Below are 26,927 nucleotides of genomic sequence, written 5' to 3' on the forward strand. Positions count from 1 at the left end.
GCAGCCCCTCGACCGGGAGCTGGACGGTAATTCGGTTGAGCATAATCGATATTCCGTAATGTTTTATGCTAAATAAATGTATCAACAAAGACGAGATTTCTGACAAGACGTTTTGGGATATGCACAAGTCACCGTCTGCTTAATTTCGATACCGCTTTTGCCTTTTCAAAGATTCATTGTCTTGTTCATATTGATATATCCACAGGGAGTAGATCTTTAGAAACTCTGAGAATATAAACAAAACACTATTCAGCCAGACGTTCTGGGCCCCCATGAGGTTCAACAACAGCGGAAAAAGGGGCACCGAACACCGGAAAGAGATCAGGCGGAAAACTTCCTGGCAGAGCGCCAGTCTGCTCGCAAAAGGCTTCCCTGTCAGAAAGCACCATGCTGAGGCAAAAAGCGACAACAGCAACAGGAAATCGAGAATAAAGAACAGCAGCAGAACGCTATACCCACCACCAGAAGGCCCGTTTCCTGTCGCAATGAAGGAGAAGATATCGGATACAAAGGGGACTCTGTCATGGCGTACAGACTGCGCACAGTAGATCGCAACAGCCAGCGCATCCATCGTTCCCCAGAAAATGAAAACCTGCTTTTTAACAGTCATCATTGCTTAAGGAAGCTCACGGTTTAACGACATCACTGACTCACCGGCGCGGGAGGCCATTTACCACCATGCTGAATAAGCGCGTCCTTAATTTCAGTCAGTTTTTGATATTCGTCACTGCCCTCTTTCGCCCGGTTCAGATAACGCTGCAGCTGGTTGGCCATTGTCCAGCCATTATCCGCCTTGATCTCAGCGTTTGCGCCACGCTCCAGCAAAAGCAGGACATGGTCGTAAGAGTGAAAATCCAGCGCGGCGATCAGCAACGTATTACCCAGTGAGTTGGTGATATTGATATCCGCTCCGCCATCAAGCATCGCCTGGAGCGTATCGGTGTTTTTTGCTTCGAGGGTTTCGAAGATAATCGGTTCCCCAAACGTTTTGTCCTTCGCATCCGGCGGCAATCCGCCCTCCAGCATCGCCTTTATCCAGACGCCGCTGTCCGCTTTCAGGACAAATTCTGCAGGACTGCTCTCCCCCCGAGGTCGTGGCTGCAGTGGATCTGCCCCCGATTTGACCAGCGCGGTAATAATCTTTAATTGATCCGGTGTTTTCTTATCGTTAATTGAATTCATCACCGCCCAAAACAGCAGCGTCATGTCCTCTTTACCGGGCGTATTAAGGTCGGTTTGCGAAGCGAGCTTAACAACTTCATTCTCCTCACCGGCCTCAATGGCACGCGCTAAGGTGAGCTGCTGTCCGCTGAAGTAATTGTCTGGTTTCAAATCCATATTTTGCTTGCACCCCTGCACCATTAACATTAGACAAAGCGCTATCCAGCCAGTAATCAATGATTTCACGCGCGACTCCCGATAATTGCGATGTCTTCATCTTTCTGTTGCTCAATACAGTTAATCGCCTGATCGATGCCATGGCGATTGAGAGCGCCTCCCGTTCCTCCCGGAAGGTCGTGTGCAATTCCGGCAGCGTCAGGCATGACGGCAGAAAGCTCTTCTTTGGCTATCAATGCCGGCACGTGTCCTTTAACCGTTTTGAAATCTTCCCAAAGGTTAACTTCCTGAATTTTTGTCAGCAGTTCACCTTCAACCCGGTAAGCCTGAATATTTTCCGTACTGCCCAACAAACTTCCGCCGTATTTCTCTACGGTCCCAGGATGCAGTCCGGCCGCGTTGAAGGTCCATCCCGGCATACCGCTGGCCATCGAGGTCGCAGAGGCTAATCCGCCCCCCAGCGAGTGACCCGCGATGTCCACTTGTTGTCCGGATTTAGAGAGTTGTTCGCCTAGCCCCACCGCTCTTTTGTAATAATCTGACGCCATGCCAAGCCCTTGGGCACCGTTATTTTTCCAGTCAGCCATGTTTTTCATGGGGAAGAATTCAGGTTGCCGTGATCCTCTGAACACTAACGTTGGATTCATATCGCGACCAAACACCTCAGGATCGGGTTGATATACGCGGGCAAGAAAATCAGGCGAGGCTGTATTGTCAAAAAGGGCTTTGCGGTTTAGCCCAAGCTTCTTCAGCGCGGCGGCATCATTACTGATATCCTTCCACCCTTCCGGTACCCCCGGCGTGGTTTCCAGCGGGTTTACGGTTTTATAAACATTTTCCGCAAGCTTCGCCTTCTCCACCGCAATGTTATTCGCCGCTAACCGCTTAGCCGCGATCTGCGCATCCGGATAGAGACTGTTGCTGCCCTTCGCAATCAGGTCCTTACGGGCCTGCCAGCGTTCGGCTTTGGTCATATTCTGCAACTGAGAGGCATAGGTTTTACCGTCTTTGCCCGGCGTTGGCTGGTCAGGCACCTGCGCCGCTTTGGATTTCACCACCTGCGTCGGCAGCTCCGTTGGCGCAGGGCGGGAACCATAGGTGCGCACCATCGTTTCGTAACGATCGACAATATTGCTTACCGGGTACCAGCCCAGCCCGGTGAGCGAGGCGGCCTGAAGCCGCCCCTTTGCATTGATGTAAAAGATTTCCGTTACCGACGACCAACTGCGAAAACTCTCGTCAATCGCAACGATCCTGCCCATATCGAGATCCTGCGCAATCAGCTTGCGCGTATCGCGCCCGGACTGATAGGGATTTGCGCCAGTGATGGATCGCAGTAAATCGTAGCGCGTGAAGAGCGAGCGCAGCGAATGGTCTGGCACCGACATAATCCACTGCCCGGCGACGGACGGGCGGATAATTTTCGCAAAAAGCGCTGGCGCAACGTTCTCGCTGAACAGATAGACAAACTTAATGTTATACATTCGCTCCGTCCTGTACCGGCCTGACTTACGGATTCACCAGCCAGGTGCCCGGCTTAACGATATCCAGCGTCTGGCTACGCGTTCTTCCGTTGCCCTGCAGTTCAATCTTCGTCTCACCGGCCGGCAGTTTGAGCGACGCATAGCCGTTATTTGCCGGACGCAGCGCTTTAGGCTCGCCGTTCACCTTCAGCGTTTCGCCATCGAGAATACGGATATAGACCAACGCAACCGGGCTCGCAACAGGCGGTGGCGTTTGTTGCGCTGTCGCTGGCGCAGTGGCCTGCTCGCTCACCGTCGCCGTTTCTGGCTTCACCTCTGGCGCGTTTGCGGCGGTTTCAGCCGGACGCGTTTCTGTCGGTGCCTGCGCAGCCTGCTCGGGCACGTCATGGCCACTGCCGCTGAACAGCATCGCGCCGGCGACAACGCCCACCAGCACGCCCGCGGCAACCATGCCCGGGAGCTTGTAACGACGCCAGTCGAGTGCCGATGCCTGTTTTTCCTCTTCCACCGGGACCAGCATCGTGCCGGGCTTTTTCGCCGTCAGTACGTCGTTAATACCGGCAACCGGCATCTCAATCAGCGCGGCGAATTCGTCAATAGACTGAGGACGGTCCTCCATGTGCAGCGCCAGCGCGCGGTCAATGGCCTGCAGCAGCGGAATGGAGTAGCCCTGCGGCATGATTTCCACCAGCGGCTTACAGGTGTCCTGAATGGAGCGCACCACGCTGACCGGCGGCGGCGATCCCACGATCAGGGTACGCAGCACGGCGCCGAGGGCGTAAATGTCGGTCCACGGGCCCTGCTCGCTTTCGTTGTCGTCGGTGTACTGCTCAATTGGCGCAAAGCCCGGGCGCAGCATGGTTTCGGTTTCATCGGAGAGGTTACCGATGGTGCGACGCGCGGAGCCGAAATCGAGCAGCACCGGCAGGCCGTTATCCTGGATCTGGATATTATCCAGAGAGATGTCGCGATGCAGGTAACCTTCGTCGTGGATGGTCTTGATTGCGCCAAACAGCATCGGCAGCGTACGGCGGATCCAGGCTTCGTTAATCAGCTCCGGCTTTTCTTCACGCAGGCGCGACAGCGTGGTGCCGCTGTAAAACAGCGTCCCCATGTAGGCCGTGTCGTTTTGCACCCAGAAGCGCAGAACGTGCAGCAGGTTCGGGTGGTTAAAACGCGCCAGCAGACGCGCCTCCTGAATAAAGCTGTTCAGCCCGGCGGAAAAGGCTTTGCCAAAGCGCTCGCTGCGCAGCACCAGGGTCATGTCGTCGCCGCGCACGGCGAGCGAGGAAGGCATAAATTCTTTGATAGCGATAGTGCGTTCGAGCTGGTGATCCCACGCGCGATAAACGATGCCGAAACCGCCGCCGCCGATCACCTCTTTGATTTCAAACTCATTGAAGCGGTACCCGACCGGGAGCGCGTTTGGGACAGTCCGATTGTTATCATTATCCGTCATCTTTTACAGTTCTCTTGATGATTATTACGCGGCAAACTGACAGTGAAACTCGCCCTGCTCACAGGTGACATGCAGACGTCGGAACTGCTCGTCGCTGCGGCTGGCGGTAAGTAAAATCTGGCTCATCTGAGGCAACAAGGTATTGGTCAGGATCGCATCCACCATGCGGCCGCCGGACTCCACCTCGGTACAGCGCTGAACAATCTGTTCCACCACGCTGTCGTCAAACTCAGAAATGATGTTGTGATTCTCTTCCAGACGACGCTGGATGCGCCTGAGCTGCAGGCGAACAATCTGCCCCAGCATCTCGTCGCTGAGCGGGTAATACGGCACCACCAGCAGACGGCCCAGCAGCGCCGGCGGGAACACCTCCAGCAGCGGCTGGCGCAGCGCGCCGCTTAACGCCTCCGGCTCCGGCATCAGCTCCGGGTCGGCACACATGGCGCTGATCAGCTCGGTGCCCACGTTAGACGTCAGAATAATAATGGTGTTGCGGAAATCAATATGGCGCCCTTCGCCATCTTCCATCCAGCCTTTATCGAAAACCTGGAAGAAGATCTCATGCACGTCCGGGTGCGCTTTTTCAATTTCGTCCAGCAGCACCACGCTATACGGGCGGCGACGCACGGCCTCGGTTAACACACCGCCCTCACCATACCCTACGTATCCCGGCGGTGCACCTTTTAAGGTAGAGACGGTGTGTGCTTCCTGGAATTCACTCATATTGATGGTAATGACGTTCTGCTCGCCGCCGTACAGCGACTCCGCAAGCGCCAGCGCGGTTTCCGTTTTGCCGACGCCAGACGGGCCGCACAGCATAAAGACGCCCACCGGTTTGTTCGGGTCGTCCAGCTTCGCACGGGAGGTTTTCACCCGGCGGGCAATCAGATCCAGCCCGTGACGCTGGCCGATGACCCGCTGGTTCAGCGTGTCGGCAAGGTTCAGCACCGCATCGATCTCGTTTTTCACCATCCGGCCCAGCGGGATCCCGGTCCAGTCAGAAACCACTGCCGCAACCACGTTTTCATCCACCGCGGCGAACAACAGCGGTTCGTCACCCTGTAAGGTTTTCAGCGCCTGCTGCTGCTCCGCCAGCTGGTCGTGCAGCCCGGCGCTCTCTTCATCACCGGCCGCAAACAGCGCAGCACGCAGGCGGATAATCTCCTGCACCAGGCTGCGCTCTTCCTCCCAGCGCTGGGCCAGGGCGTCGCGTTTTGTCTCATACGCGTCACGCTCTGCGCGTAAGGCCGTTACGCGCAGAGCGTCACCAGCCCCCACCCGCGCTTCGCGTTCGGCAATCCCGATTTCTACGTCCAGCGCGGCGAGATGGCGCAGGCAGTCTTCAAGCTGCGCCGGCGGCGCGCTCTGGCTGACCGCGACGCGGGCACAGGCGGTATCGAGCAGCGCAACGGCTTTATCCGGTAGCTGACGCGCAGGAATATAGCGATGAGAGAGCTTCACCGCAGCGCTCACCGCTTCGTCGAGCAGCAGAACCTGGTGGTGCGTCTCCAGCGGCGATACGGTACTGCGCAGCATCAGAACGGCTTTCGCTTCGTCCGGCTCATGAACCTGCACCGTCTGGAAACGGCGGGTCAGCGCCGGATCTTTCTCGATGTATTTTTTGTATTCCGCCCAGGTGGTCGCCCCGATGGTGCGCAGTTGACCGCGCGCCAGGGCAGGCTTCAGCAGGTTGGCGGCGTCGCCGGTGCCCTGCTGGCCGCCTGCGCCAATCAGGGTGTGGATCTCATCGATAAACAGAATGATCGGCGTAGCGCTGGACTGCACTTCATTGATTAATGCCTGCAGACGGGCCTCAAATTCGCCCTTCATGCCCGCGCCTGCCTGCAGCATGCCGATATCCAGCAGCCACAGCTGTATATTTTGCAGCGGCTCCGGTACGTCGCCGTCAGCGATACGCAGCGCCAGCCCTTCCACCACCGCCGTTTTACCAACCCCGGCCTCCCCGGTCAGCAGCGGGTTGTTCTGGCGGCGACGCATCAGAATATCGACCATCTGGCGGATCTCTTCATCACGCCCGACAACCGGGTCAATCTTCCCTTCACGGGCGCGGGCGGTCAGATCCTGACCGTACTGGGCCAGCGTCCCCTGAGCGGCCGGAACCGCCCCCGCCGGTGCGTCAACCGCGGCAGCGGCCTGCTGCGTCTCTTTGCTGTTGGCGCAAATGGCGTCGAACTGCTCAATCAGCACCTCGACGTTAAGACGGGTAAACTGCGCCGAGATGCTTTTCAGCACGTTGGCCAGATTCCAGGTTTTCAGCAGGCCGATCAGCAAATGGCCGCCGCGAATACGGCTGACGCCAAACTTCAGCGACCCGTAGACCCAGGCGCGCTCCACGGCGCTGTCGATATGTTCGGAGAGATCGGAAACAGAGCTCGCTCCGCGCGGCAGGGCGTCCAGCGCGGCAACGATATCGCGCGTCAGCTGCTGTTCGTCGAGGGCAAAGTGGCGGATGACCTGCTGCAGATCGCCATCCTGCTGCTGCGTCAGCTGATGCAGCCAGTGCACCAGCTCCACATACGGGTTGCCGCGCAGCTTGCAGAAGGCGGTGGCGCTTTCCAGAGAGGTAAATAACAGCGTATCCAGTTTGCCGAAAAGCACGGCACGGCTAATTTCTGACATGTTAGTTTCCATTAACAATGATTCGGTATACGGAAGGATTACCGCTCTGCGCGATACACCAGATCGCCACGCGGGACAGGCTGAGGTTGATGACCCAGCCAGGTGTTATAGCCTAATCGCCCGGTACCACCGAGCGAGGTGCCCTGCACCGCGTCTTCGCGCAGGATCACCCGTGTATCCCATTCAAATTCCACCCCGGCATACTGGCGCACCCAGTCGCGCAGTTCGGTGACCCAGGCTTCGCCCGGCAGGAAGCGGTTGTACTCCTCCGCGCTCAGCGGGCCAATCTCGATGCGAAACTTATGCTGCACGTCGCGTACCGCAATGCCCAGAAAGGCGGATTCCCCCAGGCGCGGCATGCGCCGACCGGCTCCCAGTTGCGCCTGCTCGCGCGCAGAGAGCGGCATCCACTGCGGGACGTTGCTCACCAGTTTGACCGGTGCCTTAAAGTAATGACGCAGGATCTTTTCCAGACCCTCCGGATCCCGCCCGTGACGGGTCAGGTGCCCGGCGTGGGTAAAGCGGGCATGCGCGCTGAGGCTGCCTTTGTTCATCTGACCCGGCTGTCCCATCCCAATCAGCGACGCCAGATACCTCTCAAAGCGCCTGTTGTCGGCGCGATCAAGGGAGACGGCGGGCTGCGCATCCGCCCAGGCGCGATAAAACAGCAGCGTCAGGCGATGATGGAACAGATCGGCAAAGGCGCTCAGGCTGCTGTCCTGATGATGATGAATACGCTCGCGGGCGTACTCCGTCATGTGGACCGGCAGCGGGCCGTTCGGACCAAACAGGCCGAAGCTGAGGATAGACACCTCATGCAACCCGCTCCCTTCGCGCTGACGCACCTGCGCCACCGTGGAAGGCGCAAAGCTCATCGACGGCTGCTGGCCGATGCGTAATGGCTCAAATTTCGGCAGCGGCGCGCGACCCAGCGGATAGCGCTCGCCGCCCTGGGCATCAATGCGTCTTAACAGCTGGAACAGATCGTAGCGCCACGGCGTTTCGCGAACGCCGCGCCAGAAACTGTCCGGCAGCGGCGTGAGGCGGTGTACGCGCAGCGGTGTAGCCGCAACGTCACTCATAGCAGCGCCCTTTTACCCATCCGCGGTGCCCAGTAGCCGATCTCGCCGCGCTGCTGGCTCTTGAGGGTAAATTCCGTGAAGCTGTTAATGGACACCAGCCGGGCAAAGAGACGCTCCAGCACGCTGCCGAAAAGCCAGGGGCTGGCACCGGAGAACGCCCGCTCATCTACCGTCAGGGTAATGCCAATCCCGCGGGCGAAAACGACCGGGCCAGGCTCCGGCACGCGGCGGTGAACCGGCTCCAGCACGCAGTGTCGAACCCCTTCCACCTGACGCGCAACTGGCGTCTCAGCCAGGTTGGCATACAGCCCTAACAGCTGACGCAGCGCGGCTGCGCCGTCTTCGTTATCGCTGTCCATCAGGCTGAGGTAGTTCATCTGCAGCTGGCTGATGAGGCGCCAGGTGCTGAACCCTTCGGCCAGCGCCGGACGCGGCGGCGTCGGGCCTTTACGCAGGGTCAGGGATTTCACCGGCATGGAGTCAGCCATAATGAACTGCCCGAGCTCCTGCTGCAGCATCAGCGGCAGGTCACGGCTGGTGCAGAGCACCTCGGCAGAGATATAGCGCAGGTTCTCCTGCCACGGCGCGTGCTGTTCATCCACCAGCGACACAAACACCTCTGAACCGATATAGCCGGTACGGGTGCCGTAACGCAGGGCATGTTCAGAGAGCACGCGCTGTTCCCGGCGCAGTGAAAAATAGGCCCCGTAGTTGCCCGCGTCCCCGCTCCAGGTGCTCCAGAAAGGACGAAACGTCTGGTCGTCGCGCTGCCCGTCGGCGCTGCCGTAGATTTTATTCACCGCGTAAATTTCATAATCCAGCGGGCGAATGTTATCGACCACCAGATGATATTCATGCTGGCCTTCATTCAGCTTCTGCCGGGCCGCGACCTTCGGGAACAGGTTGATCACCGGCGTGCAGTGCAGGGCCAGATGGCTGGTGTCGACCACGCGCTCCAGCTGTTCATCCGACTTATCCAGCAGAATGAAGATATCGAACGCTTTTTCGCTGTCACAACGCTGAACAAGCGTGCTCAGCCCGCTGAGGCTGATAAAGCGGAAACAGGCCGGGTAGGCGAAATACTCCTGCAGCAGACGGTAACCGTCAAAGTTGCGCAGATCGTCCGGGAGCAGCGCCTGATCCGGCTCAAAACCCTCCTGGCGCATCGCATCCGACGGGAGCAACTGCCGCTGCGGATGCGGGCTAACCGTCTGGCAGACGATCCCGGCATGGTGCTCCATCACCAGCTCCAGCAGCTTCAGCGCTTCAATGTCCGGGCCGCTGAGAAAAAGCTCCAGCCGGTCGAAATCCAGATGACCAAGGTTTTGCGGGCCGTCGCAGGCAATACGGATGCGTAACGCGCTGTTGATACCGCGCTGGCTCAGACCCAGCTGCGCCAGCGGCAGATCCGCCGGAACGCCGCCCAGCTCAACCTTGTCGATTTTCAACGGCAGCAGATTGACCTCGTGCGCCGTGGTGTAGCTGCAGGTCACGCCGGTTTTCTTCAGCGCCAGGCTGTCCATCATGGTGCCGCGCGGCACAATGAAGCCGTTGCTCAGATCGCCACGGCTGCTGTCAGGTTCAATTTGTGCAATCGCTATCGAGGGGGTCGGCGCAAGGTAGTTCGGCGCAATCATCTCCAGCAGACGCTGGGAGAAACGCGGAAACTCCGCATCCATTTTCATCTGCACGCGGGAGGTCAGAAACGCGAACCCTTCCATCAGGCGTTCAGTATACGGATCCGCCACTTCGATGCCGCGCATGCCCAGCCTTCCGGCGACTTTCGGGTAGCGTTCGGCAAACTCGGCCCCCATTTCGCGCAGGTAAGCCAGCTCACGGTTGTAATAGTCGAGCAGTTTACTTTCCATGATTACCCCGCATCTTTCAGTTCAAAGTGGCCGTTTTCCAGATCGACATCGGTGCGAAACAGGAACTCCAGCGGGTACGGCACACACCACAAACGCCCTTTTATCTCGATGGAGAGCACGTTGTGCAGATCCAGTGAGGAGGTATCCGACACGCAGCGGACCTGCAGCCCCTGCGGCAAAATACGCGGTTCAAAATTGATGATGGCCTCGGTGAGTTTGCGCTGAATGTCATGCCATTCGATATCCGACATGCGCTTCCCGGCCAGCGGTGCAACGCCGAAGTTCACCACCGAGCGGCTCACGTGCGGCAAGGCGCTCAAATCGCCGGAGGCGTCATGGTTGATGGTGTTAAACAGCCACTGCAGATCCCGCAACACGTTGCGGCGCAGTGCGGCGTGGGTAATCAGGTTGCTGTTAGCCGGCTCGCGTTTTTTCTCCGGGTCGTTATCGGTGAGACGATCGAGCAGCGAGGGCTGCATTTTGTCGCGCGCCCCCACCTTCTCCTGCTTGCTGCGGGCTTGCCAGCCGCTGCGCAGCAGATCGCCTTCGCCAGCGGGATTACTCATCGGCTCCATCCGTTGCAAACGTCACGAGGCTTAACGACAGCAGCGGGCTTTCGCTTTGCTCGCTCAGCCAGGCCTTCTGCCCCATTCCTTCGTACAGGGTGCCGTCATCGTCGAGCGGGCGCCAGTCGGTGGTGCGCCCCAGCTTGACCGCATCGGAGGCATCGGCCGCAAACGGATAGCGCGCCGGGATCTGACACACCTGTTCCGTACCGTCGGTCAAACGCACCAGCGCATGACGCCAGACCAGGTCAGTTACGCTGGCCGGCGCCTGGAAACGGATCTCCGCGATAGCGTTAAACGGCAGCCAGAAATAGCGGCCGTTTACCAGGGTTTCGCAGACGGTGCCCAGACGGGCATCGCCATCCATCAGCCATTCGAACGCCTGCGTCTCTTCGTTTTCGAAGGTCAACTGACCGGCGTTCGCCTGTGCCTGTTCAAGGGCTTCCAGGCGCAGCGCGTGGGCGCGTTCGTCGCTTTCGTTAAGCGCTGCGGCAAGCGTCGCGAGCCACGGCCACTGGGTTTCAGGCATGGCAGGACGCAGCGCACCCGCCATCACCTGCGCGCGCTGCAGTTCGCCCTGAATGGCCTGCTCCAGCAGCGTGACGGTGGGCTTCGCCTGAGGCTTCAGCGCCAGCCAGCTCTTCAGCTGGGTCAGGGCCCGCGTCCAGTTGCCGCTGAGGGTTAAGAACTGCACGAACGCGGCGCGGAGATCGGCGTCTGCCGGACGGGCTTTGATTTCGGCTTCCAGACGCGCCAGCGCCTCGTTGAGGGACTCACCCGCCAGGTGTTGATAGAGCGTATTCATAGCCATTCCTTAATTCGCCGCGCGCCATGCGCCAACTGCCGGATCGCGCAGCTGCGGACGCAGGGTGTCAATCAGCACGATATTCAGCGGGGTGCCGGGCGCAACCCAGGCGCTCCACGTTTTTTTCACCGCGGCGATACGCGCCTGCAGTTTTGCATCGTCGCTGGCGACTTCGCGCGAAATTTCTACCGCCACCGTGCCGTTGCTCTTCCAGCTGTTCAGTGCGTCATCGTAAGGCAGGATCATCCAGCTCTGGTCGCTGTCAGAGGTGCTGAAGACCATGCGCTCTTTGTTGACGGAAGTGATCAGGGCGTTTTCCGGGTCGGCGTTTTGGTTCAACCCGGTCACCGGGAAGCCGTGAATGTAGGTCACGGCCATCTCTTTCTGCCCGCCGTTGCGGGACTGGGAGATCACGGTGTGTCCGCTCAGCCAGCTGCCGTTACCGCAGCGGGTGGTCTCAGAATCCGGAATAAAGAGCGCCGGTGCGGATGCACCACCTTCCCAGAAGGTGCGCAGATGGCAGCCGTCCTGAAGGGTAAACTCCTGCCACGGCGTGCGGTCGGCGGGCGCAGTCTGGGTAGCCACATTCTGGTCTGGCGGGAGTAATGCGCCGCTGGCAGCGGTTTCGGTCGCGGCAGTCGCAGCCTGCGCCTGTTTCACCACCAGCGCCCAATCCTGCGCTTTGCCTGCCGTGCCCTGTGCCAGCGTCGTGCCTGCCGGATCGTTGAGCGTCCAGCTGAGTTTATTGAGTTTGCTGCACTGGTGCTCCAGCAGCGAGCCAAGACGCGGGACAAAGTTTTCCAGCACAGAGACGTCTTTCTTGCCGTTCGCCACGATGCGCAGCGCCACCTCTGGTTTACACCAGCTTTGCGGGGTGTTGTCTTTGATGTTGTCGATCCAGATATCCAGCTTCTGCGCAGGAGACTGCACGATGCGGAAATTCTCAGCCTGAGCGGTGGAGGTCACCACCAGAAGTGCCAAACCCGATAGCCAAAGTTTCATAGCGTTCCTTGTGTGTCTAATCAGTTCCGCAGGGAAGAAATTGTGCTGCATCAGAGAGGGTGTGCAGCAATGTTGTATCCTGAGGGTTGCCCATCCATACCGCCAGGGCGGTATAGTTATCCTGAGCATTCCCCTCCTGTTCGCCATTCTTTTGAATGATTTGGTTCATTAAGGTCAGCCACTCCTGCGGTGTATTGACCATATGCAGCGACTGCTTCATTTGCTCTTCGCTGACGCCGTGCCAGAAGCCGTCGGTGCACAGTAAAAACGCATCGCCGTCTTCAACCTGCACTACGTCGCTGTAGCTCGCTTCTGGCCCACCGTTTTCAATCCCCAGCGCCAGATACAGCAGGTTGCTGTTCAGGTTATCGGTCTGGTGCCCGGCATCTTTCATCTGCTGCACCAGGCTGTGGTCAGTGGTGACGTGCCACAGCCAGCCGCGACGAAACAGGTACAGGCGGCTGTCCCCGGCGTGCGCCCAGTAGGCCAGCCCATAATCCCGGTCAATGAACAGGCTGACCAGCGTCGTGCCCATCCGGCGGTAGTCCTGCACGGCCTGCTGTTCGCTGAGAATGGTGCGATTCGCGGTCTGCACGTAGTCGCGGATATGCTGCGCATTAAGGTGTTTGTTGCCATCGAAGCGGGAGATAATGCTGTTGCGGGCCAGTTCAGCGGCCACCTCCCCGCCCGGCAGGCCAGCGATGCCGTCGCAGACGACAAAGCAGGCTGAGCGTTCCCCAATGGTTTCTCCCGTCTGATCCTGGTTACTGGCGCGCGTCCCCTGGCGGGAGAGAGAAGCCGTTGCGATATTCATTTGTCTTCCGATCCGCTCTGTGAGTCTTTGTACTGATTCACCTCCATGTCATAGGCATGAAGGAAAGCTTCGCCAAACAGGGTGTGGAAGTCATCCTCGATCTCACCTGCCGTCTCGCCGTAGCTGCGAACAAAATAGTCCCACAGGGCGGCTTTGCGGCTTCCCGGCAGCGCCAGGCGAGAGGTCATGCCGTTCTGTTTCGCCTGCTCTTCCAGCTGTTCCGGGTTAAAGGACTGGAGCATCGCGGCAATAATGGCGCGAATACCGGAGATCATCCCCAGCTGGTGCGCCTGCAGATCGATCAGCGCGTCGCGCACGGATTTCGTCGGCGGCATAAAGCCCGGCATGGGGGTACCGAACATCTGGATGAGGACGGTTTTCCCGGTCGGCAACAGCTTGAACGGGTTGTTAGCGTCGTCCAGCACCATGGTCATGTCGGCTTTGACGCCACGCTTGAGGATAGAGCGCGAGGAGAGCAGCGCCACGGTTCCCTGGGAGAACATACCGAGGATCTGCCCCAGCTGACGCATGTTTTCCCGGTCAAACTGCGGCACCGGCTGCATTTCGCTCAGGCCCATACCTTCCAGCAGCGCCTCCAGCAGCTCGCCCTGCAGCACTTCGCCCTTCTCACCGTTGTTCGCCGTGGCGCCGGGTGAGGCGGCGTTATTGACCGGATCGATACGCAGCCGTCCCTTAGGCGCCTGACTGCTACTGCGCGCAACGGCCTGCGGTGTAGGCATAGTGAAGCCTGCGTAATCCTGTCGCGGGGGTGCTTCTTCAGCTCGCGGGGCTTCCTGCGGTTCAGGGGCGAACAGCGGAGACCCGGCCAGCACGTCCTCCTCCGGCTCAGGTTCCGGCTTTGGCTCCGGTTTCTGGTCGGCAATCTCGTCCGGATGAGTTAACGGCGCCCCACCCATCAGCCCGAGCGGGTCATCATTACGTGCGGCTGGCGCGCTGGCCGCCCCCCCAAACAGGGCCAGCGGGTCGAGTTCATCCGTCGTCTCTTCTGCTGGCGCGGGTTTGCTCTCAACCGGTGGCACCAGGGTGGAAGGGGTGACGTCATCAAAGATGCTCTCTTTTTTGAACAACGCTTCATCGCTGAACAAGGTGTCTGGATCAACGTTCTTACGCTCAAGCTTCGGATCGCTGTCATTGAACATCGCCAGCGGATCTTCGGCGTTATGCTCCGGTGCGGCGGGCTGGGAGAAGGGATCGTGAGACGCCGCAGGCTGCGGTTTCGTCCGGTTGCGGGAGATGCTGTCGGAGATGGAAAACTCCTGCATCAGGCTGTCCCAGATTTCAGACGGCACGGCAGTTGGCTCAGCCTTACCGCGCGGTGCGGCGCTTGCCGGTTTCGGCTGCGCAACCGGTGCTGGCGCAACGGTCGGACGAGCCTGCTGCTGCATGCTGGCGGCCATGCGGCTCACCGGCTGGGTGTCGTGGATAAGCTCGGTCACTTCGATGCGGTAGTCATCAATGCCGAGAATGTCGCCATCCTGCAGCTCAACCTGACGGCCCCGCTCCAGCGGAATGTCATTTAATACCACGCGGGTGACGCTGCCACGGTTGGTGACGCGGCATTCGCCCTGGGCGTCAACGTGAACAATGGCCTGCAGACGCGAGATGGTGCGGTCATTGTCCGGCAAGACCAGATTGTTATCCGTACCGCGCCCAATGGTGCCGCCCGGGGCGTAAAAATCACAGCTGCTCTGCGGCGGCTGATGACCGGGTTTCGTAGAAATAATCGTGAATCGCATGGCGTATTCCTGCTGGTATGATTAGCGCTCAAACGCTGCCGCTCTCGGGGGTGAGAACGGCGGCGTTTGGGGGTTAAGGCAAAGGACAGTTTAAATATCGGGCATCATTTGAAACGGTTCTTTTATCGCCCGGTAGCAACTAGCACAATTAACAATAACATTAAAAACACGACAAAAACCGTTAATTTATGGAACGTTGTAATCCAGGGAAAACGGTATATTGAAAGTATAAATCTTCCTGCTTCAGGAGAGATTTGCCTTCTGCTACCTGAGTTTATCGGCTTGCACGCCATTATTTTTCTCATTAAGAATACGCGATGCGCAAACCCAGGTAATCCAAGCTGCTCATAGAAAAGATAATCATTTATATCTAAGTATTGTTTACTATTCAGAAGATGAAATGCTTTTGAAAGTTCCTGAGAGTGTTTCCGATAAAAATAGACGTATAAAACCAAAGAAACAAACAAACCTAAAAATACAAAAGAAAGCAGTATCAGGCGCATTGATTCGTACACCCACCCCGAAAAAATAAATTACACGACTTAATTGCGCCGGCATGATTAACACAAAAAATTCACATAGCAATAAACGTTTATACACCACCAACACTTGCCATGACTAAAAGCAGTATAAAAACAGCAGTCGTGAATTTTATTTTCTTGTCATATGAATAAACCCAGAAGAGTTCAAAACTGGACAAAACATCATGACATGCATGAGATTGAAGCCTTCGAGAGTCGGTTAGCTTAACGCTTTTTCCCCGTAATAACCTTGATAAAATTGTGATACGGAAACCGAAACCCCAGAACCCCAAGCCTTCCCAAACTTGATAATCTTCCTTCCTTAATAATCTGGCTTGCGTTAATGCATTATATATTTCCGAAACTTCACCCGAGTGCTTTCGATAATCAATATAAAAAGTAACCATCAGGATTAAGAACAGAGCAAAAAGAGAAATTACAAAAATGGAGAAAATATCACTAGCAATCATATCTTTCTCCACTGAATATTAAGATACCGATCTTCTCGCCAACAAACCCATCTACTTTCGTACCTCCAGCAGCGCCAGCAGCACCTATGATTAATCCGTAAACAAGCGCTCCAGCCCCGGCAGTCGGGACACCTAATGATTGTTATCCGTTGAGAAAGTGAATACAAAAACTATTTAATGAAGGTTATAAAATATAATCCAACAATCAGCCACAGAGTGAAAATTAACGCCTGTAATTTATAACGACGATGTAACTTTAGTATCCAGCCAATTCTTTCATCCGGTAACGACTGCACGTATTGATATGCTTCTTCCTGCACAAACCTTTCATGGGTAAACTTCATTCTGACGCCTTTATAAAGGCGTACAAACCAGATTATTTTTTGGTAATTAGCCAGTGAACCAAAAAAAGAAGCGTAGTTTGTCACAAGATCCAGATCATATCCTTTGCGCCGGTAGTCTGAAAGTAGCTGGTTATAGTCAGCTTCGTGTTTTTTGAAGTAACGAGAACTGAACAATTCCATAACTACAACAATCAAAAACAAAACAACAATAAGAAACAATAGTAAATAGTCCATTTTCACCATAAATTAATTTCACGGTTGCTGGCTCTGCATTCGTCCTGAGCATCATCGCGAACAGTGATCTGCAAATGCAAGATGGTGCGGTCATTGTTCTATAACATCAGATGTGGTGCCCGGGGAATATAATTAACATCTGCTTCGCAGCGACCGATATAATTACACTCAAACGCTGCCTCGCTCGGGGCGAGAACGGCGGCGTTTGGGGTTAACACATTCTATTCAGTCTGCGTAAGCTTAAACTGATCTGAGGGACCTTCTTCTAAGATGAAACGAGCCGCATAACGAATAGAATCGTTTTTCCCTGCCCCTTTCAGAGCAACATCATATTCTCCCGCTTGCCACGTAATCCCCGTCCACTGATGACATTGTTGAACCGTTAACGTCACCTCAGGGCTAAACGTTGACGGCGGCGATATCGCCTTCCACTCATTTCCCGCGCGTTTCATTATGGTGGGTGAATGACTGGTGACAGGCGCGTCTAACCCAGAGTTAGCAGGAATAGCAAAACAGGGCTCGTTGTTCTTTAGCGTAACCGAAAGTGACTGATAATGTGCAGGATGAGACACACAGGCGCTCGCCATTAACGTGACAGCAAACACACCGAATAACTTTTTTATAACCATGCCCGCCGATCCTGAGGGCTTTTGACGTTGATAAAGACCGGGGAAAATTCCCCGGCCACATGCGCAATTACGCTTCTTTGTTCTCTTTGATGTTCCAGCCAGCGCTGCTTTCAGCACCTTTACCACCAGACGTGGTCTGCTCCCAGTACTGCTGTTTCACTTTCGCAGCCTGGAATGCATAGGTCACACCAACGGTATCGCCGTTGTCTGCACCGGTGTACTGAACAGACGTGACCAGCACATCTTCCAGGGTGATGCGGGAGTATTCCACCTGCTGGCCACCGGCTTTACAGACGGACAGCTCAACTTTGGTCAGGTGTTTACCGCTGGCGCAGTGTTTCAGGATTGCTGTGGTGGATTTGTCGATCAGGGCGTTAACGTGCAGATCGTTAAAGTTAACTTTACCGGCACCGCCGCCACCGCCAACGCTCATATTACCAGGCTGGGAAGCGCCCCAGGAGAAGGAGGTAATATCAGTCCAGCCGGTGTGGTTAGAATCTTTAGATTCGCCAGTAACACCCTCGACCTTCAGAAACATATCAATAGCCATAATATCTACTCTTCGTGGATGAACAATATTGCTTTCGAAAAAGCACTTATATGGCAAACAGGAAAGCATGGGGCTGAATAAAACCGTCCATATTTTACCTCTGCCTCATATCAAATGACCCGTGTCATTTGACAGTCTTACATTCCCCCTGAATGAACGGAAAGAATGTGAAGTCTTTTACTACTGCGGGTTATCCTGAATCCAGGTACGATCAGGATCGCCAATGATGACTTGCGGAACCAGTTTGTTCAGTTCGTCGCTATGATAAAGACGTAAACAGTTTAAGGTTACGCCTTTTATTTTTTGAGAACGCTCGGAGTGAAAGCTGTTCTTTTCGTCTTTATATTTTTTTATAACTGCCTCAATTTTCTCCATGCCATTTTCAACATCGAAAGGCATCCACTCCAACAGTGCGCTTGCACTGAGTCCTGCATCAGCAGAAAACTGAGCATCTTCATCTGCCACCTCAGCAAGACAGCGTGCCAGAACGTAATCTTTCATTACCTGTCTGTAAGTTTGCTGATGAAAGAATTGAGGGTAGGTATTAGCAGAATAAGATGTGCAACTAGTCAGAAAAAGAAACAGGCAAAGCGTTTTTTTTATCATGGCGATATCTTTATTTACGCTATAGCGTTATCTCAGTTCCCAGAACCAAATCTCTTTGCAGTCGGTATAACAATCGGAATTGCACTGCATCATGTTATCCCCTACCGGCTCCAATAGGTCGATGTGTCCACCGTTGTAATTAGTTATACGGTTAAAGAAAATCACACCTTTACGGTTACGAAGTTTTTGACCTGCCTCACGAATATCAGTATAGATTTCTGCCTTGCCAAACACACTCGCTTTATAGAGTTGGTCAGCTAAAAGCTTCGCACCAGGTTCAATTTTTTTACCCTTATATGGTCCATTCTTTATAGCCAAACGTCCTTCAAATTTAACATCACACTTTAAGAGGGCGAGACTCATTCGCACTGCGCAAGTATTCATATACCCAGGATTGGACTTGATGAGCACGTTTGCGTCGTAACCTATTTCGTTAAAGAGATCATCCCGAGGGACATAACCAGGACGCGCTTCGTTAGAGGAGTAATGTTGTGCTTTTAACTGTGCATACAATGGTTTCATGGTTGAACTCCTTTTTTGCACGGTAAATCCTGCGCCAGAGCCTCGGTGATTAACGACGCTGCAGCTTCTTTCTTACGGTTTTCAGGCAATTTTCTGAAATAGCTATAAATGCTCTCTCGTAATGAACCGGGTAAGGCGACCGTATATCCACACCAGGACTTGCCCTCCGTCGCATCCATTACCCCAAGCAGGTACATATTCGCCTTAAGCTGCTCCTGCTCGTTATCTTTTGCGAGCCACGCTGCAAGAAACTTTTCTCCGCTCATTCGTACATCATTACGGGACAGCGTATTAGGGTCGCGTAGAAGATTTGATGAGTCATTCTGACCATTAGCAGCCCATAGTGGCGCAGCTCCCAACAGACCGGCAAACAGCAACGTATGTAGGGTAAGTAACTTCATTGTTTCTCCTGCTCCAGATTAGATTTCTCTTTCAGCTTAACTAAACGTGGTCAGTGAAGGATTAACAACACTTTTTGATTTTCTCACCGGCAGCGTATATGCACATCGCGAGTGCAATACACCCGACAAGCCAAAGTACATGCAATATTGCTCTCAAAACACCCTGTTGCCAGTCAAAGAACAATAGGTAGTAAATACATGTACTAAAAAAGACCATTGCCGACATCAAAAGCAATAAATAAGCGATGAAATAGATAATGAATTTTTTCATCAATAATTCCCTTCAAATTCATTATCTGTTTCATATACAGCGTCATAGCTGCCGGCCCTGACGGACCGGCAGCTATTATCACGCGTCTTTCGTCTTCAGCGACGGCAGTTTAGACACCAGACGCAGGGACACAGTCAGCCCCTCCAGCTGGTAGTGTGGACGCAGGAAGAACTTCGCGGCGTAGTAGCCCGGGTTGTCTTCAATTTCCTGCACCTGCACTTCCGCAGCCGCCAGCGGTTTGCGGGACTTGGTCTCCTGGGAGGAGTTCGCCGGGTCGCCGTCCACGTAGTTCATTACCCAGTCGTTCAGCCAGCGTTCCATCTCCTCGCGCTCGCGGAAGGAGCCGATTTTGTCACGCACGATGCACTTCAGGTAGTGAGCAAAACGGCAGCAGGCAAACAGGTACGGCAGACGAGACGCCAGGCGCGCGTTAGCGGTCGCATCCGGGTCATGGTACTCCGCCGGTTTTTGCAGTGACTGCGCGCCGATGAAGGCTGCGAAGTCGGAGTTTTTGCGGTGAACCAGCGGCATAAAGCCGTTTTTCGCCAGCTCGGCTTCTCGACGGTCGCTGATGGCGATCTCGGTTGGACATTTCATGTCCACGCCGCCGTCATCGCTCGGGAAGGTGTGGCACGGCAGGTTTTCCACCGCCCCGCCGGACTCCACGCCGCGAATCGAGGTGCACCAGCCGTACTCTTTGAAGGAGCGGTTGATGTTGGCTGCCATCGCATACGCGGCGTTCGCCCACGCGTAGCTGTTGTGGTTCGCGCCGTCGGTCTGCTCTTCAAAGTCAAAGCTGTCGACCGGGTTAGTGCGAATCCCGTATGGCAGGCGCGACAGGAAGCGCGGCATCACCAGGCCCAGATAGCGGGCATCTTCAGATTCACGCAGTGAACGCCAGGCGGCGTACTCGGTGTTCTGGAAGATTTTGGTCAGATCGCGCGGGTTGGCCAGCTCCTGCCAGGACTCCATCTGCATCACGCCCGGTGCGGTACCGGTGATGAACGGACAGTGGGCTGCCGAACCGATGCGCGCCATTTCACCCAGCAGCTCAACGTCCTGCGGGCTGTGGTCGAAGTAGTAGTCGCCGACGATGCAGCCAAACGGCTCACCACCAAACTGACCGTACTCCTGCTCGTAGATTTTCTTGAAAATTGGGCTCTGGTCCCAGCCCACGCCTTTGTAGCGTTTCAGGGTACGGCCCAGCTCCTGCTTGGAGATGCTCATAAAGCGGATCTTCAGCATCTCGTCGGTTTCAGTGTTGTTCACCAGGTAGCTCAGACCGCGCCAGGCGCTCTCCAGCTTCTGAAACTCTTCGTGGTGAATAATCTGGTTTACCTGCTGTGACAGCTGCTCATCGATACCCGCAATCAGGTTCTGAATGGTGCGGTAAGTATCGTTTGAGAAGGTGACGGTATTTTCCAGCGCCTGCTGCGCCAGGGTTTTGACCGCGCTTTCTACGGCGGAACGCGCCTGGTCGGTTTTCGGGCGGAACTCTTTGTTCAGCAGCGCGCTGAATTCATCCTGGCTGAACGCCTGACCCGCCTGCTGCTCATGTTGTTGAGTCTGGTTGCTCATCGATTATTCCTCGCTACCTTTCGCGCTTTCGTCATTTTTCGGCAACTGGCTCAGGGATTTGAGCAGTGTCGGATCCTGCAGAATTTTAGCGATCAGCTCTTCCGCACCGTTTTTGCCGTCCATATAGGTCAGCAGGTTGGAGAGCTGAGTACGTGCTTCCAGCAGCTTGTTCAGCGGCTCGACCTTGCGGGCCACCGCATCCGGCAGGAAGTCGTCCATGCTGTCGAAGGTCAGATCGACGTTGAGCTTACCTTCGCCGGTCAGGGTGTTGTCCACCTGGAACGCCACGCGCGGCTTCAGCGCCTTCATGCGTTCGTCAAAGTTATCGATGTCAATTTCGAGGAATTTGCGCTCATCCACGGCCGGCAGGTTTTCCACCGGTTTGCCGACCAGATCGGCCATAACGCCCATCACGAACGGCAGCTGAATTTTACGTTCTGCACCGTAGATCTCTACGTCGTACTCGATCTGCACGCGGGGGGCACGGTTACGTGCGATGAATTTCTGCCCACTGTTACTCATTGCCATGATGTTCTCCATCAAAGATGCGCGGTGAAGGTGAAACGGCAGGCTCCATGCCTGTCGTCATAATGCCTGGACGCGTTATTCGCGGCGTCCAAAGATGTTTTCCAGTTGGTTAACGCCGTCTGGCGCCAGGTCGCGAATAATGTCCATAAAGTTAAGTTCTGACAGCCGCTGCACCCGTTCAATCATCAGCGGTGCGGGGTGGCTCGGTTCGTACTGTGCAAAATACTGCTTCGCTTTTTCCAGCATCAGCTGAGCATCGGCGCGGCTGGTGACCTGCACGCTGCGCCAGTCGGTGACCTGCTGGACAGGCTGCGCGGCCATCGGCTGCGAGGCGGCGGGCTGTTCAGCCTGCGCCTCACGGTTTGGCAGCAGCTTGCTGATGTCGGTCACCTGACAGGCGCTGGCCACCAGCCCCACGGTTTTCAGCAACTGCTCCATCTCCGGCACTCCGCTCTCGCCGAGATAGCCGGTGAGCAGCTCGCGGATCGCCAGCAGCCGTTCGTTAATGACGATAACCGCTGCGGTTCCTGGCTGGTCGCCGCGGGAGAGCTCGTCAATCAGCCTTGGACGGCCACCGGGATAGTCCGGACACTCCGTCTTACTGCCGTCCAGCAGCGCCTGGGCATCACGCAGCGAAATTTCATCGCCGTTTGAACGCAGCAGCGAGGCGTTTCGCACCGCGACGGTGAGCTCAGACTTGTCGCTCAGCCCCGCCAGGGCGTTAATGCGGTAAAACGGATCGGTTTCGCCATACTCTTCCAGCAGCGGATAAAGTGGCTCCCAGTAACGGGTGATCGCCTCCTGCACCAGCAGTAATCCGTCAGCGTAACCGGCCAGCCCGCGACGGCGTGTCCAGGCATGGGTTAACGCCAGCAGCACGCGAAGATCTTTGGTGCGGGTCAGCAGGCTGGTGGCGAATTTTTCCACCGTGTTCCAGTCCGCTGGCTCTGCCGGGATAATGGTGTCGCCAAACTGCTGTTCCGCTTTCCCGAGGCTTGCCTGGTTCATGCTCTGAAAATCAGCGTCGTACTCCAGGTTTTCGCCGCAGGGCTTGTCGGGGCTTATTGGCGCGAGAAATTCTTCGATATTCATAAGATCCCTGCTTATTCAAACATGGGCGGATAGAGACCGTGACGGCCCGGGCGGGCACCCCCTGCCGGATCGAACAGCAGGGTGAAAAGCTGCCCGGTAAAGTTACCGCTGTGAACGTGGGTGTAAAGCGGGTAACCGTCGCAGCGGTTGGTCCACCAGTAGCTGGTCTGCCGAAGGGGATCAAAACATTCTGCCGCCTGTGGCCAGCCCAGGGTGTTCTGACCGTCCTCGTCATAACCGATCACGTCAAGGATGTCGGAACGCTTTTGCGGCTCGACGGGCTGCGGCGCCGGAATGGTCATCAGCATTTCATCCAGCTGCGAGGCGGAAAAACTGTTGCGCACCGCGTGCAGACCCAGGCGCCCAATCTGCTGGTACCAGCTCTCAGCCTGGCTGAGCAGGCTGGTCGACCATTCAGACGGGGCGAAGCTCAGCTGCAGGCACACCGGGTACTGGCGGCCAACGCTGTCGCGGCCGGGCAGCAGACAGCCCATCTGGATCATCTGGCTGCCCAGCATCGGCGGTACAACAAAATTCCAGACCGGGGCTTTGTGAAACTGGCGCTCGCCGCTGCGCTGCTCTTCCTGTTGCCAGGCCAGCAGACCGACCTGAAACCAGTGCGACCACTGGCGCTGTAAGGTGTCAGGAAAGCGGCGCTGCAAAAAATCTCCGGCGCTGGGTAATTTGCCATACCAGCTGTAGCGGTTCATCGCAGGGGTATTCGTCATACGGCTGTCCTTGCGGTTATGGGCATGAGAAACGAGGAAGCTGGAACGGGTTGCGAATGCTGTTAGGCGCAAATTCCAGCGTGACCTGATGTCCGTCAACGTTGAAGGTGGCCTGACGGCTCAGGCTCCCCGCCCCCGGGCTGGTGCTCGCTTTATCGAAGAAGCGGTTCAGTGCCCAGGCGCCGTTGGTCACCAGCGTCGCCGTGCTGCCGTTCGCCAGGCCCAGCTGCATACGCACCTGGTTGGTACCGCCCGGCCCCGGCCAGTTCATGATCTGCACGGCCTGCGGGCCGTGGCTGTAGCGCAGCAGCTGGCCGTCAACGTCCAGGGTCAGGTTCAGAATGGTGTTATCCATTCGCACGGTGCGTACCGTCACCTTGAAGGACGGCGTGGTTGCCCCGTTAGCAAAGAAGGCATCGCGAATAGACTGAGCCTGCTGGAACGGTCTCAGCAGCCCTTCGCTGCCCGGCAGCGTTTTACCGTCGATGCCCGGCATAAAGCGCCAGTTCGCCTGGGTGGTGTCTACCTTGTTGGTCAGGTTGTCGCGGAAGAAGGCGTCCATCAGTCCGGTGCCCGGCGCAAACATGCGCGCCAGATCGTCAGGGGTCACCTCGGTGCTGGCGCTGCGCACCAGCGGGTAGCGACCGGCAATGGCCTGACGGCAGAAACCACCCACCTCAACGCTGATTCGCTTACGCACGTTTTCCAGGTCACGGCGCTGGGTGTCGCTGCTGGCGCCTACCGCCATATTGCTGAACATGGTTTGCAGCCCGCCCGGCAGACGGCCGGCGCTGGCCTGCAGGCGGCTTATCGCCTCGCCACCCGGGGCCGGCATGCCGCTGTTGGCGGCGTCCTGTACGGCGGTCAGGTAACGATACAGCTCATCCACCTGCTTGAGAAAATCATCAAAGACGATGGTTTTCCCGCCCTTCTCCAGCGGCTGGGCCAGCTCAATCATCGGCGCATAGTGGTCGGTCACCAGCTGCTCCGGCGCCTGGGTAACCACCGCAGCCTGCGTCGGGGCATTGTCATTATTGCTGAACAGCGCTTCCAGGGTGCGGGTCGCCCGGTTGCTCTGCTCCTGTGCTTTACCCGCCTCTTCTGGCGCCGGTGCATTACGCGACAGCGTCAGTACCTGGCTCAGGTTCTGCACCAGACGGCGCAGCGGCGAGTTTGCACCCGAGAGCAGGCGCGCGGTGTTGATGCGCAGGGAAAGATCGGCGCTGTTATTCAGCTGAATGTCGGCAAGAAAGCTATCCCAGTTAGCGATAAAGTCGCGCATGTAGAGCTGGCGCACGGCGTTATCGATCTGCTGTTTATCCTCCTGCGCGGTGCTGGCCCCCAGCACCCAGGCGTCGTCCTCGTGCAGTGCCGTGGTGACGCTGTCAATCTGGCTGTTAAAGCTTTTCCAGTAGCCGTCCGGCGTATAGAGGCCCGGCACACCTTCACTCACCGGCTTACCGCTTTTGCGGGAAAAGACCAGCTCGCTCTGCGGTCCGCCCAGGTCGGAAAGGGAGACCGGTTTAAGGTTTTCATCATGCTCCAGCAGGCGCTTGAGACGACCGTACACGCGCGTGGAAAGCGGCTGCTGGTTGATCATCGCTCTTTCGCGCGCCACCAGGGACTCGTCCTGCGCGTACGGGGAGGCCTGAATTTTCGGCTCCAGCAGCTGCGTCAGGTGCCATTCAAGCTGCTGCAGCTGCGCCTTCGTCACATTCTGCGGCAGGTTACGCTGCAGGTTGAGCATCACCCACGAGTGCAGGAATTTACCGTCATAGTGATTCGGCTGGTAGAGCATCTGGTAAGCCTTCAGCGCTTCATAGCTGTATTCCACATCGCTGCCGTTGTCGTTACGAAGCCAGGTGGTAATGTGCATGGCGACGGCAGGCAGCAGCATCTGATCCAGCGCTTTCTGGTACAGCGACTGGGCGGCGTCGCTGACGTCATCCCCACGGTAGAGCCCCATACGGCGGGAGACCGGTGGGTCATTGACGTCAAAGGCGTCGCTTTTCGGCAGGTCAACCAGCCCGTTCAGCAGCGGCAGCAAATCGAACAGATCGCGCTGAGGCTGGTTCTGCAACGCTTTGCTCTGCTGGTCCAGCAGGGGCACCTTCGCATCCACCTCGTCCAGATAAGCCTTGTTTTTGGCATAGCTGGTCAGCCACAGGCCACCCAGGATCACCAGCAGGGCCAGCAGCGCCGCGTAGCCAGACCAGATCACCGCCCGGTTGCGCAGTTCCCACCAGCGGTTTTCACCGGCGATGCCGGCTTCCTGGAAAATGACGTTTTGCAGCAGGTTTTTAATGAAGAAACTCTGGCCTTTTGCGCCCGGAATAGGCGCTTCTTTGCTGACCGAATCCCAGTGTGCTGACTCATCCCCTTCCGGCAGCGACAGCGCGCGGTTCAGTTCGCCCATCACCCGGTCGAACGGCATCCCTTCCTGAGTACCGCTGGCGAAGTAAATCCCGCGTGGGGAGAACTCGGTTTCAAAGTTGGAGCGGGCGAAGACCGTGCTCAGGTAATCCGCCAGCAGCGGACGCAGGGCAGCGAACTCCTGCGGGAAGAGATACGCTTCGGCACGGGTTTTCGCGTCATGCTCTTTGAGCATGGTTTCCGGCAGCCCGGCATCCAGGCGCTGCTGTAAAAGCGAAAACTCCTGGTGGAAGTTGCCCATCAGGTCGAAATCGGCGTGTTTGGTCTGCTCCCATGGCAGGGTAAAGCCCCAGATCTGGTCGCGCTGCGCTTTGTCGTAGTCGGCAAACCAGGCGCGGAAGCCTTTAAGGAGGTCGGCCTTGGTTACCATCACGTAGACCGGGAAGCGAATGCCCAGCTGTTCATGCAGTTCAGACAGACGCTGACGCAGGTTCACCGCCTGCTGGCGGGACGCCTCGGCAGACTGGGTGAGCAGGTCAGAAATGCTGATGGTAATGATGACGCCGTTGATCGGCTGGCGGCGGCGATACTTGCGCAGTAGCCCCATGAACTGCAGCCATTCGCCGGCGTCCTGCACCTGCTCGCTCTCCTGCGTGGTGTAGCGACCCGCCGTGTCCAGCAGCACCGCCTCGTTGGTGAACCACCAGTCGCAGTTACGCGTACCGCCAATGCCCCGCAGCGCGGTCTTACCGAACCGGTCGGCCAGCGGGAACTGCAGGCCGGAATTCACCAGCGCCGTGGTTTTCCCCGAACCTGGCGCGCCAATAATGACGTACCACGGCAGCTGATAGAGATATTGCGTGCTAAAACGCTGCGTCCACTGGGCACCTTGTCCCGCTTTGCTGAAGTGCGCTTTTTTCAGCATCTGCGCGGCTTCATCAAAGCGGCTGGCGAGGATCTGCTCCTCGTTGTTCAGCCGTTTCTGCGGATCCGCCGCTTCCGGGCTGGTGGTGTTCTCATTGAGCTTGTCCATCAGCTTGCGGTTCAGCCAGGCATTGTACAGCCGCGGCAGAATGTGGCCCTGCGCCCAGAGCAGATAGACCACGGCGATGCTGATAATACGGTTCTGCTCAGATTCGAGCGGTCGGGTGTCCACGATGGACAACAGGGGACCAATCATCCAGATCACCGCCGCAAGCGCCGTTACGCCGAGGAAGCTCCACAGAATGCGATTGGTCAAAATGGAAAGAAGTGTAGTCAGCATC

The 26,927-nt window shown here is 56.7% G+C and carries 24 protein-coding genes; all 24 read right to left on the reverse strand.

Going from position 1 to position 26,927, the window contains the following annotated elements:
* Nucleotides 1-139: 139 nt before the first annotated feature.
* Complete coding sequence (locus LDK53_RS16560; RefSeq protein ID WP_225287609.1) at nucleotides 140-613, reverse strand: hypothetical protein; 474 nt, start codon at nucleotides 611-613, stop codon at nucleotides 140-142.
* 29 nt (nucleotides 614-642) lie between these two features.
* A complete protein-coding gene (locus LDK53_RS16565; RefSeq protein WP_263643491.1) occupies nucleotides 643-1,368 on the reverse strand; it encodes an ankyrin repeat domain-containing protein in 726 nt (241 codons plus the stop codon).
* A 35-nt stretch (nucleotides 1,369-1,403) separates the two neighbouring features.
* Nucleotides 1,404-2,822 (reverse strand): phospholipase, encoded by a 1,419-nt coding sequence (locus LDK53_RS16570; RefSeq protein ID WP_225287611.1) that lies wholly within the window; start codon nucleotides 2,820-2,822, stop codon nucleotides 1,404-1,406.
* 25 nt (nucleotides 2,823-2,847) lie between these two features.
* Nucleotides 2,848-4,281, reverse strand: a complete 1,434-nt coding sequence (locus tag LDK53_RS16575) for a serine/threonine protein kinase (protein WP_225287612.1) — start codon at nucleotides 4,279-4,281, stop codon at nucleotides 2,848-2,850.
* A gap of 24 nt (nucleotides 4,282-4,305) precedes the next feature.
* Complete coding sequence (gene tssH / locus LDK53_RS16580; RefSeq protein ID WP_225287613.1) at nucleotides 4,306-6,921, reverse strand: type VI secretion system ATPase TssH; 2,616 nt, start codon at nucleotides 6,919-6,921, stop codon at nucleotides 4,306-4,308.
* 38 nt (nucleotides 6,922-6,959) lie between these two features.
* Nucleotides 6,960-8,003, reverse strand: coding sequence for a type VI secretion system baseplate subunit TssG (tssG, locus tag LDK53_RS16585; protein ID WP_225287614.1), 1,044 nt, complete (start codon nucleotides 8,001-8,003; stop codon nucleotides 6,960-6,962).
* The gene (tssF, locus tag LDK53_RS16590; RefSeq protein ID WP_225287615.1) at nucleotides 8,000-9,871 is read right to left on the reverse strand and encodes a type VI secretion system baseplate subunit TssF; all 1,872 of its coding nucleotides are present in this window, start codon (nucleotides 9,869-9,871) and stop codon (nucleotides 8,000-8,002) included. Before tssF ends, tssG begins: the two co-directional genes overlap by 4 nt.
* A gap of 2 nt (nucleotides 9,872-9,873) precedes the next feature.
* Entirely contained in the window at nucleotides 9,874-10,437 is a 564-nt protein-coding gene (gene tssE / locus LDK53_RS16595; RefSeq protein WP_025760034.1) for a type VI secretion system baseplate subunit TssE, read from the reverse strand.
* A complete protein-coding gene (locus LDK53_RS16600; RefSeq protein WP_225287616.1) occupies nucleotides 10,430-11,242 on the reverse strand; it encodes a type VI secretion system accessory protein TagJ in 813 nt (270 codons plus the stop codon). Before LDK53_RS16600 ends, tssE begins: the two co-directional genes overlap by 8 nt.
* Before the next feature lie 9 nt (nucleotides 11,243-11,251).
* Nucleotides 11,252-12,244 carry a hypothetical protein gene (locus tag LDK53_RS16605; RefSeq protein ID WP_045285512.1) on the reverse strand — a complete coding sequence of 331 codons (993 nt, stop codon included), beginning with the start codon at nucleotides 12,242-12,244 and terminating at the stop codon, nucleotides 11,252-11,254.
* Nucleotides 12,245-12,260: 16 nt separating this feature from the next.
* Complete coding sequence (locus LDK53_RS16610) at nucleotides 12,261-13,058, reverse strand: PP2C family protein-serine/threonine phosphatase (protein ID WP_025760036.1); 798 nt, start codon at nucleotides 13,056-13,058, stop codon at nucleotides 12,261-12,263.
* Entirely contained in the window at nucleotides 13,055-14,815 is a 1,761-nt protein-coding gene (tagH, locus tag LDK53_RS16615; RefSeq protein WP_225287617.1) for a type VI secretion system-associated FHA domain protein TagH, read from the reverse strand. Before tagH ends, LDK53_RS16610 begins: the two co-directional genes overlap by 4 nt.
* Before the next feature lie 592 nt (nucleotides 14,816-15,407).
* Nucleotides 15,408-15,806: a hypothetical protein gene (locus tag LDK53_RS16620; protein WP_225287618.1), complete on the reverse strand. Its 399-nt coding sequence runs from the start codon at nucleotides 15,804-15,806 to the stop codon at nucleotides 15,408-15,410.
* A 170-nt stretch (nucleotides 15,807-15,976) separates the two neighbouring features.
* A complete protein-coding gene (locus LDK53_RS16625) occupies nucleotides 15,977-16,393 on the reverse strand; it encodes a hypothetical protein (protein ID WP_225287619.1) in 417 nt (138 codons plus the stop codon).
* Between the two features lie 212 nt (nucleotides 16,394-16,605).
* Entirely contained in the window at nucleotides 16,606-17,013 is a 408-nt protein-coding gene (locus LDK53_RS16630) for a putative T6SS immunity periplasmic lipoprotein (RefSeq protein WP_412174829.1), read from the reverse strand.
* Nucleotides 17,014-17,080: 67 nt separating this feature from the next.
* Nucleotides 17,081-17,563 carry an Hcp family type VI secretion system effector gene (locus LDK53_RS16635; protein ID WP_008502640.1) on the reverse strand — a complete coding sequence of 161 codons (483 nt, stop codon included), beginning with the start codon at nucleotides 17,561-17,563 and terminating at the stop codon, nucleotides 17,081-17,083.
* Nucleotides 17,564-17,743: 180 nt separating this feature from the next.
* Nucleotides 17,744-18,166, reverse strand: coding sequence for a T6SS amidase immunity protein Tai4 family protein (locus LDK53_RS16640; protein ID WP_412174830.1), 423 nt, complete (start codon nucleotides 18,164-18,166; stop codon nucleotides 17,744-17,746).
* 30 nt (nucleotides 18,167-18,196) lie between these two features.
* A complete protein-coding gene (locus LDK53_RS16645; RefSeq protein ID WP_025756842.1) occupies nucleotides 18,197-18,691 on the reverse strand; it encodes a T6SS effector amidase Tae4 family protein in 495 nt (164 codons plus the stop codon).
* Nucleotides 18,688-19,092 (reverse strand): Rap1a/Tai family immunity protein, encoded by a 405-nt coding sequence (locus LDK53_RS16650; protein WP_225287622.1) that lies wholly within the window; start codon nucleotides 19,090-19,092, stop codon nucleotides 18,688-18,690. Before LDK53_RS16650 ends, LDK53_RS16645 begins: the two co-directional genes overlap by 4 nt.
* A gap of 349 nt (nucleotides 19,093-19,441) precedes the next feature.
* Nucleotides 19,442-20,941 carry a type VI secretion system contractile sheath large subunit gene (tssC, locus tag LDK53_RS16655; RefSeq protein WP_013096181.1) on the reverse strand — a complete coding sequence of 500 codons (1,500 nt, stop codon included), beginning with the start codon at nucleotides 20,939-20,941 and terminating at the stop codon, nucleotides 19,442-19,444.
* A 3-nt stretch (nucleotides 20,942-20,944) separates the two neighbouring features.
* Entirely contained in the window at nucleotides 20,945-21,469 is a 525-nt protein-coding gene (gene tssB, locus LDK53_RS16660; protein WP_008502644.1) for a type VI secretion system contractile sheath small subunit, read from the reverse strand.
* Nucleotides 21,470-21,544: 75 nt separating this feature from the next.
* The gene (gene tssA, locus LDK53_RS16665) at nucleotides 21,545-22,561 is read right to left on the reverse strand and encodes a type VI secretion system protein TssA (RefSeq protein ID WP_094919229.1); all 1,017 of its coding nucleotides are present in this window, start codon (nucleotides 22,559-22,561) and stop codon (nucleotides 21,545-21,547) included.
* A gap of 11 nt (nucleotides 22,562-22,572) precedes the next feature.
* Nucleotides 22,573-23,289, reverse strand: a complete 717-nt coding sequence (gene tagF, locus LDK53_RS16670; RefSeq protein ID WP_025756847.1) for a type VI secretion system-associated protein TagF — start codon at nucleotides 23,287-23,289, stop codon at nucleotides 22,573-22,575.
* 16 nt (nucleotides 23,290-23,305) lie between these two features.
* Nucleotides 23,306-26,926: a type VI secretion system membrane subunit TssM gene (gene tssM / locus LDK53_RS16675; protein WP_225287623.1), complete on the reverse strand. Its 3,621-nt coding sequence runs from the start codon at nucleotides 26,924-26,926 to the stop codon at nucleotides 23,306-23,308.
* Nucleotide 26,927 lies beyond the last annotated feature (1 nt).

The organism is Enterobacter sp. K16B (assembly GCF_020216105.1).
Classification (GTDB): Bacteria; Pseudomonadota; Gammaproteobacteria; order Enterobacterales; family Enterobacteriaceae; genus Enterobacter; species Enterobacter sichuanensis.

Excerpts from the sequence above, each read along its gene's own strand:
- LDK53_RS16560 (WP_225287609.1), bottom strand. The coding sequence starts at position 613 with ATGATGACTGTTAAAAAGCAGGTTTTCATTTTCTGGGGAACGATGGAT.
- LDK53_RS16565 (WP_263643491.1), bottom strand. The coding sequence starts at position 1,368 with ATGTTAATGGTGCAGGGGTGCAAGCAAAATATGGATTTGAAACCAGAC.
- LDK53_RS16570 (WP_225287611.1), bottom strand. The coding sequence starts at position 2,822 with ATGTATAACATTAAGTTTGTCTATCTGTTCAGCGAGAACGTTGCGCCA.
- LDK53_RS16575 (WP_225287612.1), bottom strand. The coding sequence starts at position 4,281 with ATGACGGATAATGATAACAATCGGACTGTCCCAAACGCGCTCCCGGTC.
- tssH (WP_225287613.1), bottom strand. The coding sequence starts at position 6,921 with ATGTCAGAAATTAGCCGTGCCGTGCTTTTCGGCAAACTGGATACGCTG.
- tssG (WP_225287614.1), bottom strand. The coding sequence starts at position 8,003 with ATGAGTGACGTTGCGGCTACACCGCTGCGCGTACACCGCCTCACGCCG.
- tssF (WP_225287615.1), bottom strand. The coding sequence starts at position 9,871 with ATGGAAAGTAAACTGCTCGACTATTACAACCGTGAGCTGGCTTACCTG.
- tssE (WP_025760034.1), bottom strand. The coding sequence starts at position 10,437 with ATGAGTAATCCCGCTGGCGAAGGCGATCTGCTGCGCAGCGGCTGGCAA.
- LDK53_RS16600 (WP_225287616.1), bottom strand. The coding sequence starts at position 11,242 with ATGAATACGCTCTATCAACACCTGGCGGGTGAGTCCCTCAACGAGGCG.
- LDK53_RS16605 (WP_045285512.1), bottom strand. The coding sequence starts at position 12,244 with ATGAAACTTTGGCTATCGGGTTTGGCACTTCTGGTGGTGACCTCCACC.
- LDK53_RS16610 (WP_025760036.1), bottom strand. The coding sequence starts at position 13,058 with ATGAATATCGCAACGGCTTCTCTCTCCCGCCAGGGGACGCGCGCCAGT.
- tagH (WP_225287617.1), bottom strand. The coding sequence starts at position 14,815 with ATGCGATTCACGATTATTTCTACGAAACCCGGTCATCAGCCGCCGCAG.
- LDK53_RS16620 (WP_225287618.1), bottom strand. The coding sequence starts at position 15,806 with ATGATTGCTAGTGATATTTTCTCCATTTTTGTAATTTCTCTTTTTGCT.
- LDK53_RS16625 (WP_225287619.1), bottom strand. The coding sequence starts at position 16,393 with ATGGTGAAAATGGACTATTTACTATTGTTTCTTATTGTTGTTTTGTTT.
- LDK53_RS16630 (WP_412174829.1), bottom strand. The coding sequence starts at position 17,013 with ATGGTTATAAAAAAGTTATTCGGTGTGTTTGCTGTCACGTTAATGGCG.
- LDK53_RS16635 (WP_008502640.1), bottom strand. The coding sequence starts at position 17,563 with ATGGCTATTGATATGTTTCTGAAGGTCGAGGGTGTTACTGGCGAATCT.
- LDK53_RS16645 (WP_025756842.1), bottom strand. The coding sequence starts at position 18,691 with ATGAAACCATTGTATGCACAGTTAAAAGCACAACATTACTCCTCTAAC.
- LDK53_RS16650 (WP_225287622.1), bottom strand. The coding sequence starts at position 19,092 with ATGAAGTTACTTACCCTACATACGTTGCTGTTTGCCGGTCTGTTGGGA.
- tssC (WP_013096181.1), bottom strand. The coding sequence starts at position 20,941 with ATGAGCAACCAGACTCAACAACATGAGCAGCAGGCGGGTCAGGCGTTC.
- tssB (WP_008502644.1), bottom strand. The coding sequence starts at position 21,469 with ATGGCAATGAGTAACAGTGGGCAGAAATTCATCGCACGTAACCGTGCC.
- tssA (WP_094919229.1), bottom strand. The coding sequence starts at position 22,561 with ATGAATATCGAAGAATTTCTCGCGCCAATAAGCCCCGACAAGCCCTGC.
- tagF (WP_025756847.1), bottom strand. The coding sequence starts at position 23,289 with ATGACGAATACCCCTGCGATGAACCGCTACAGCTGGTATGGCAAATTA.
- tssM (WP_225287623.1), bottom strand. The coding sequence starts at position 26,926 with ATGCTGACTACACTTCTTTCCATTTTGACCAATCGCATTCTGTGGAGC.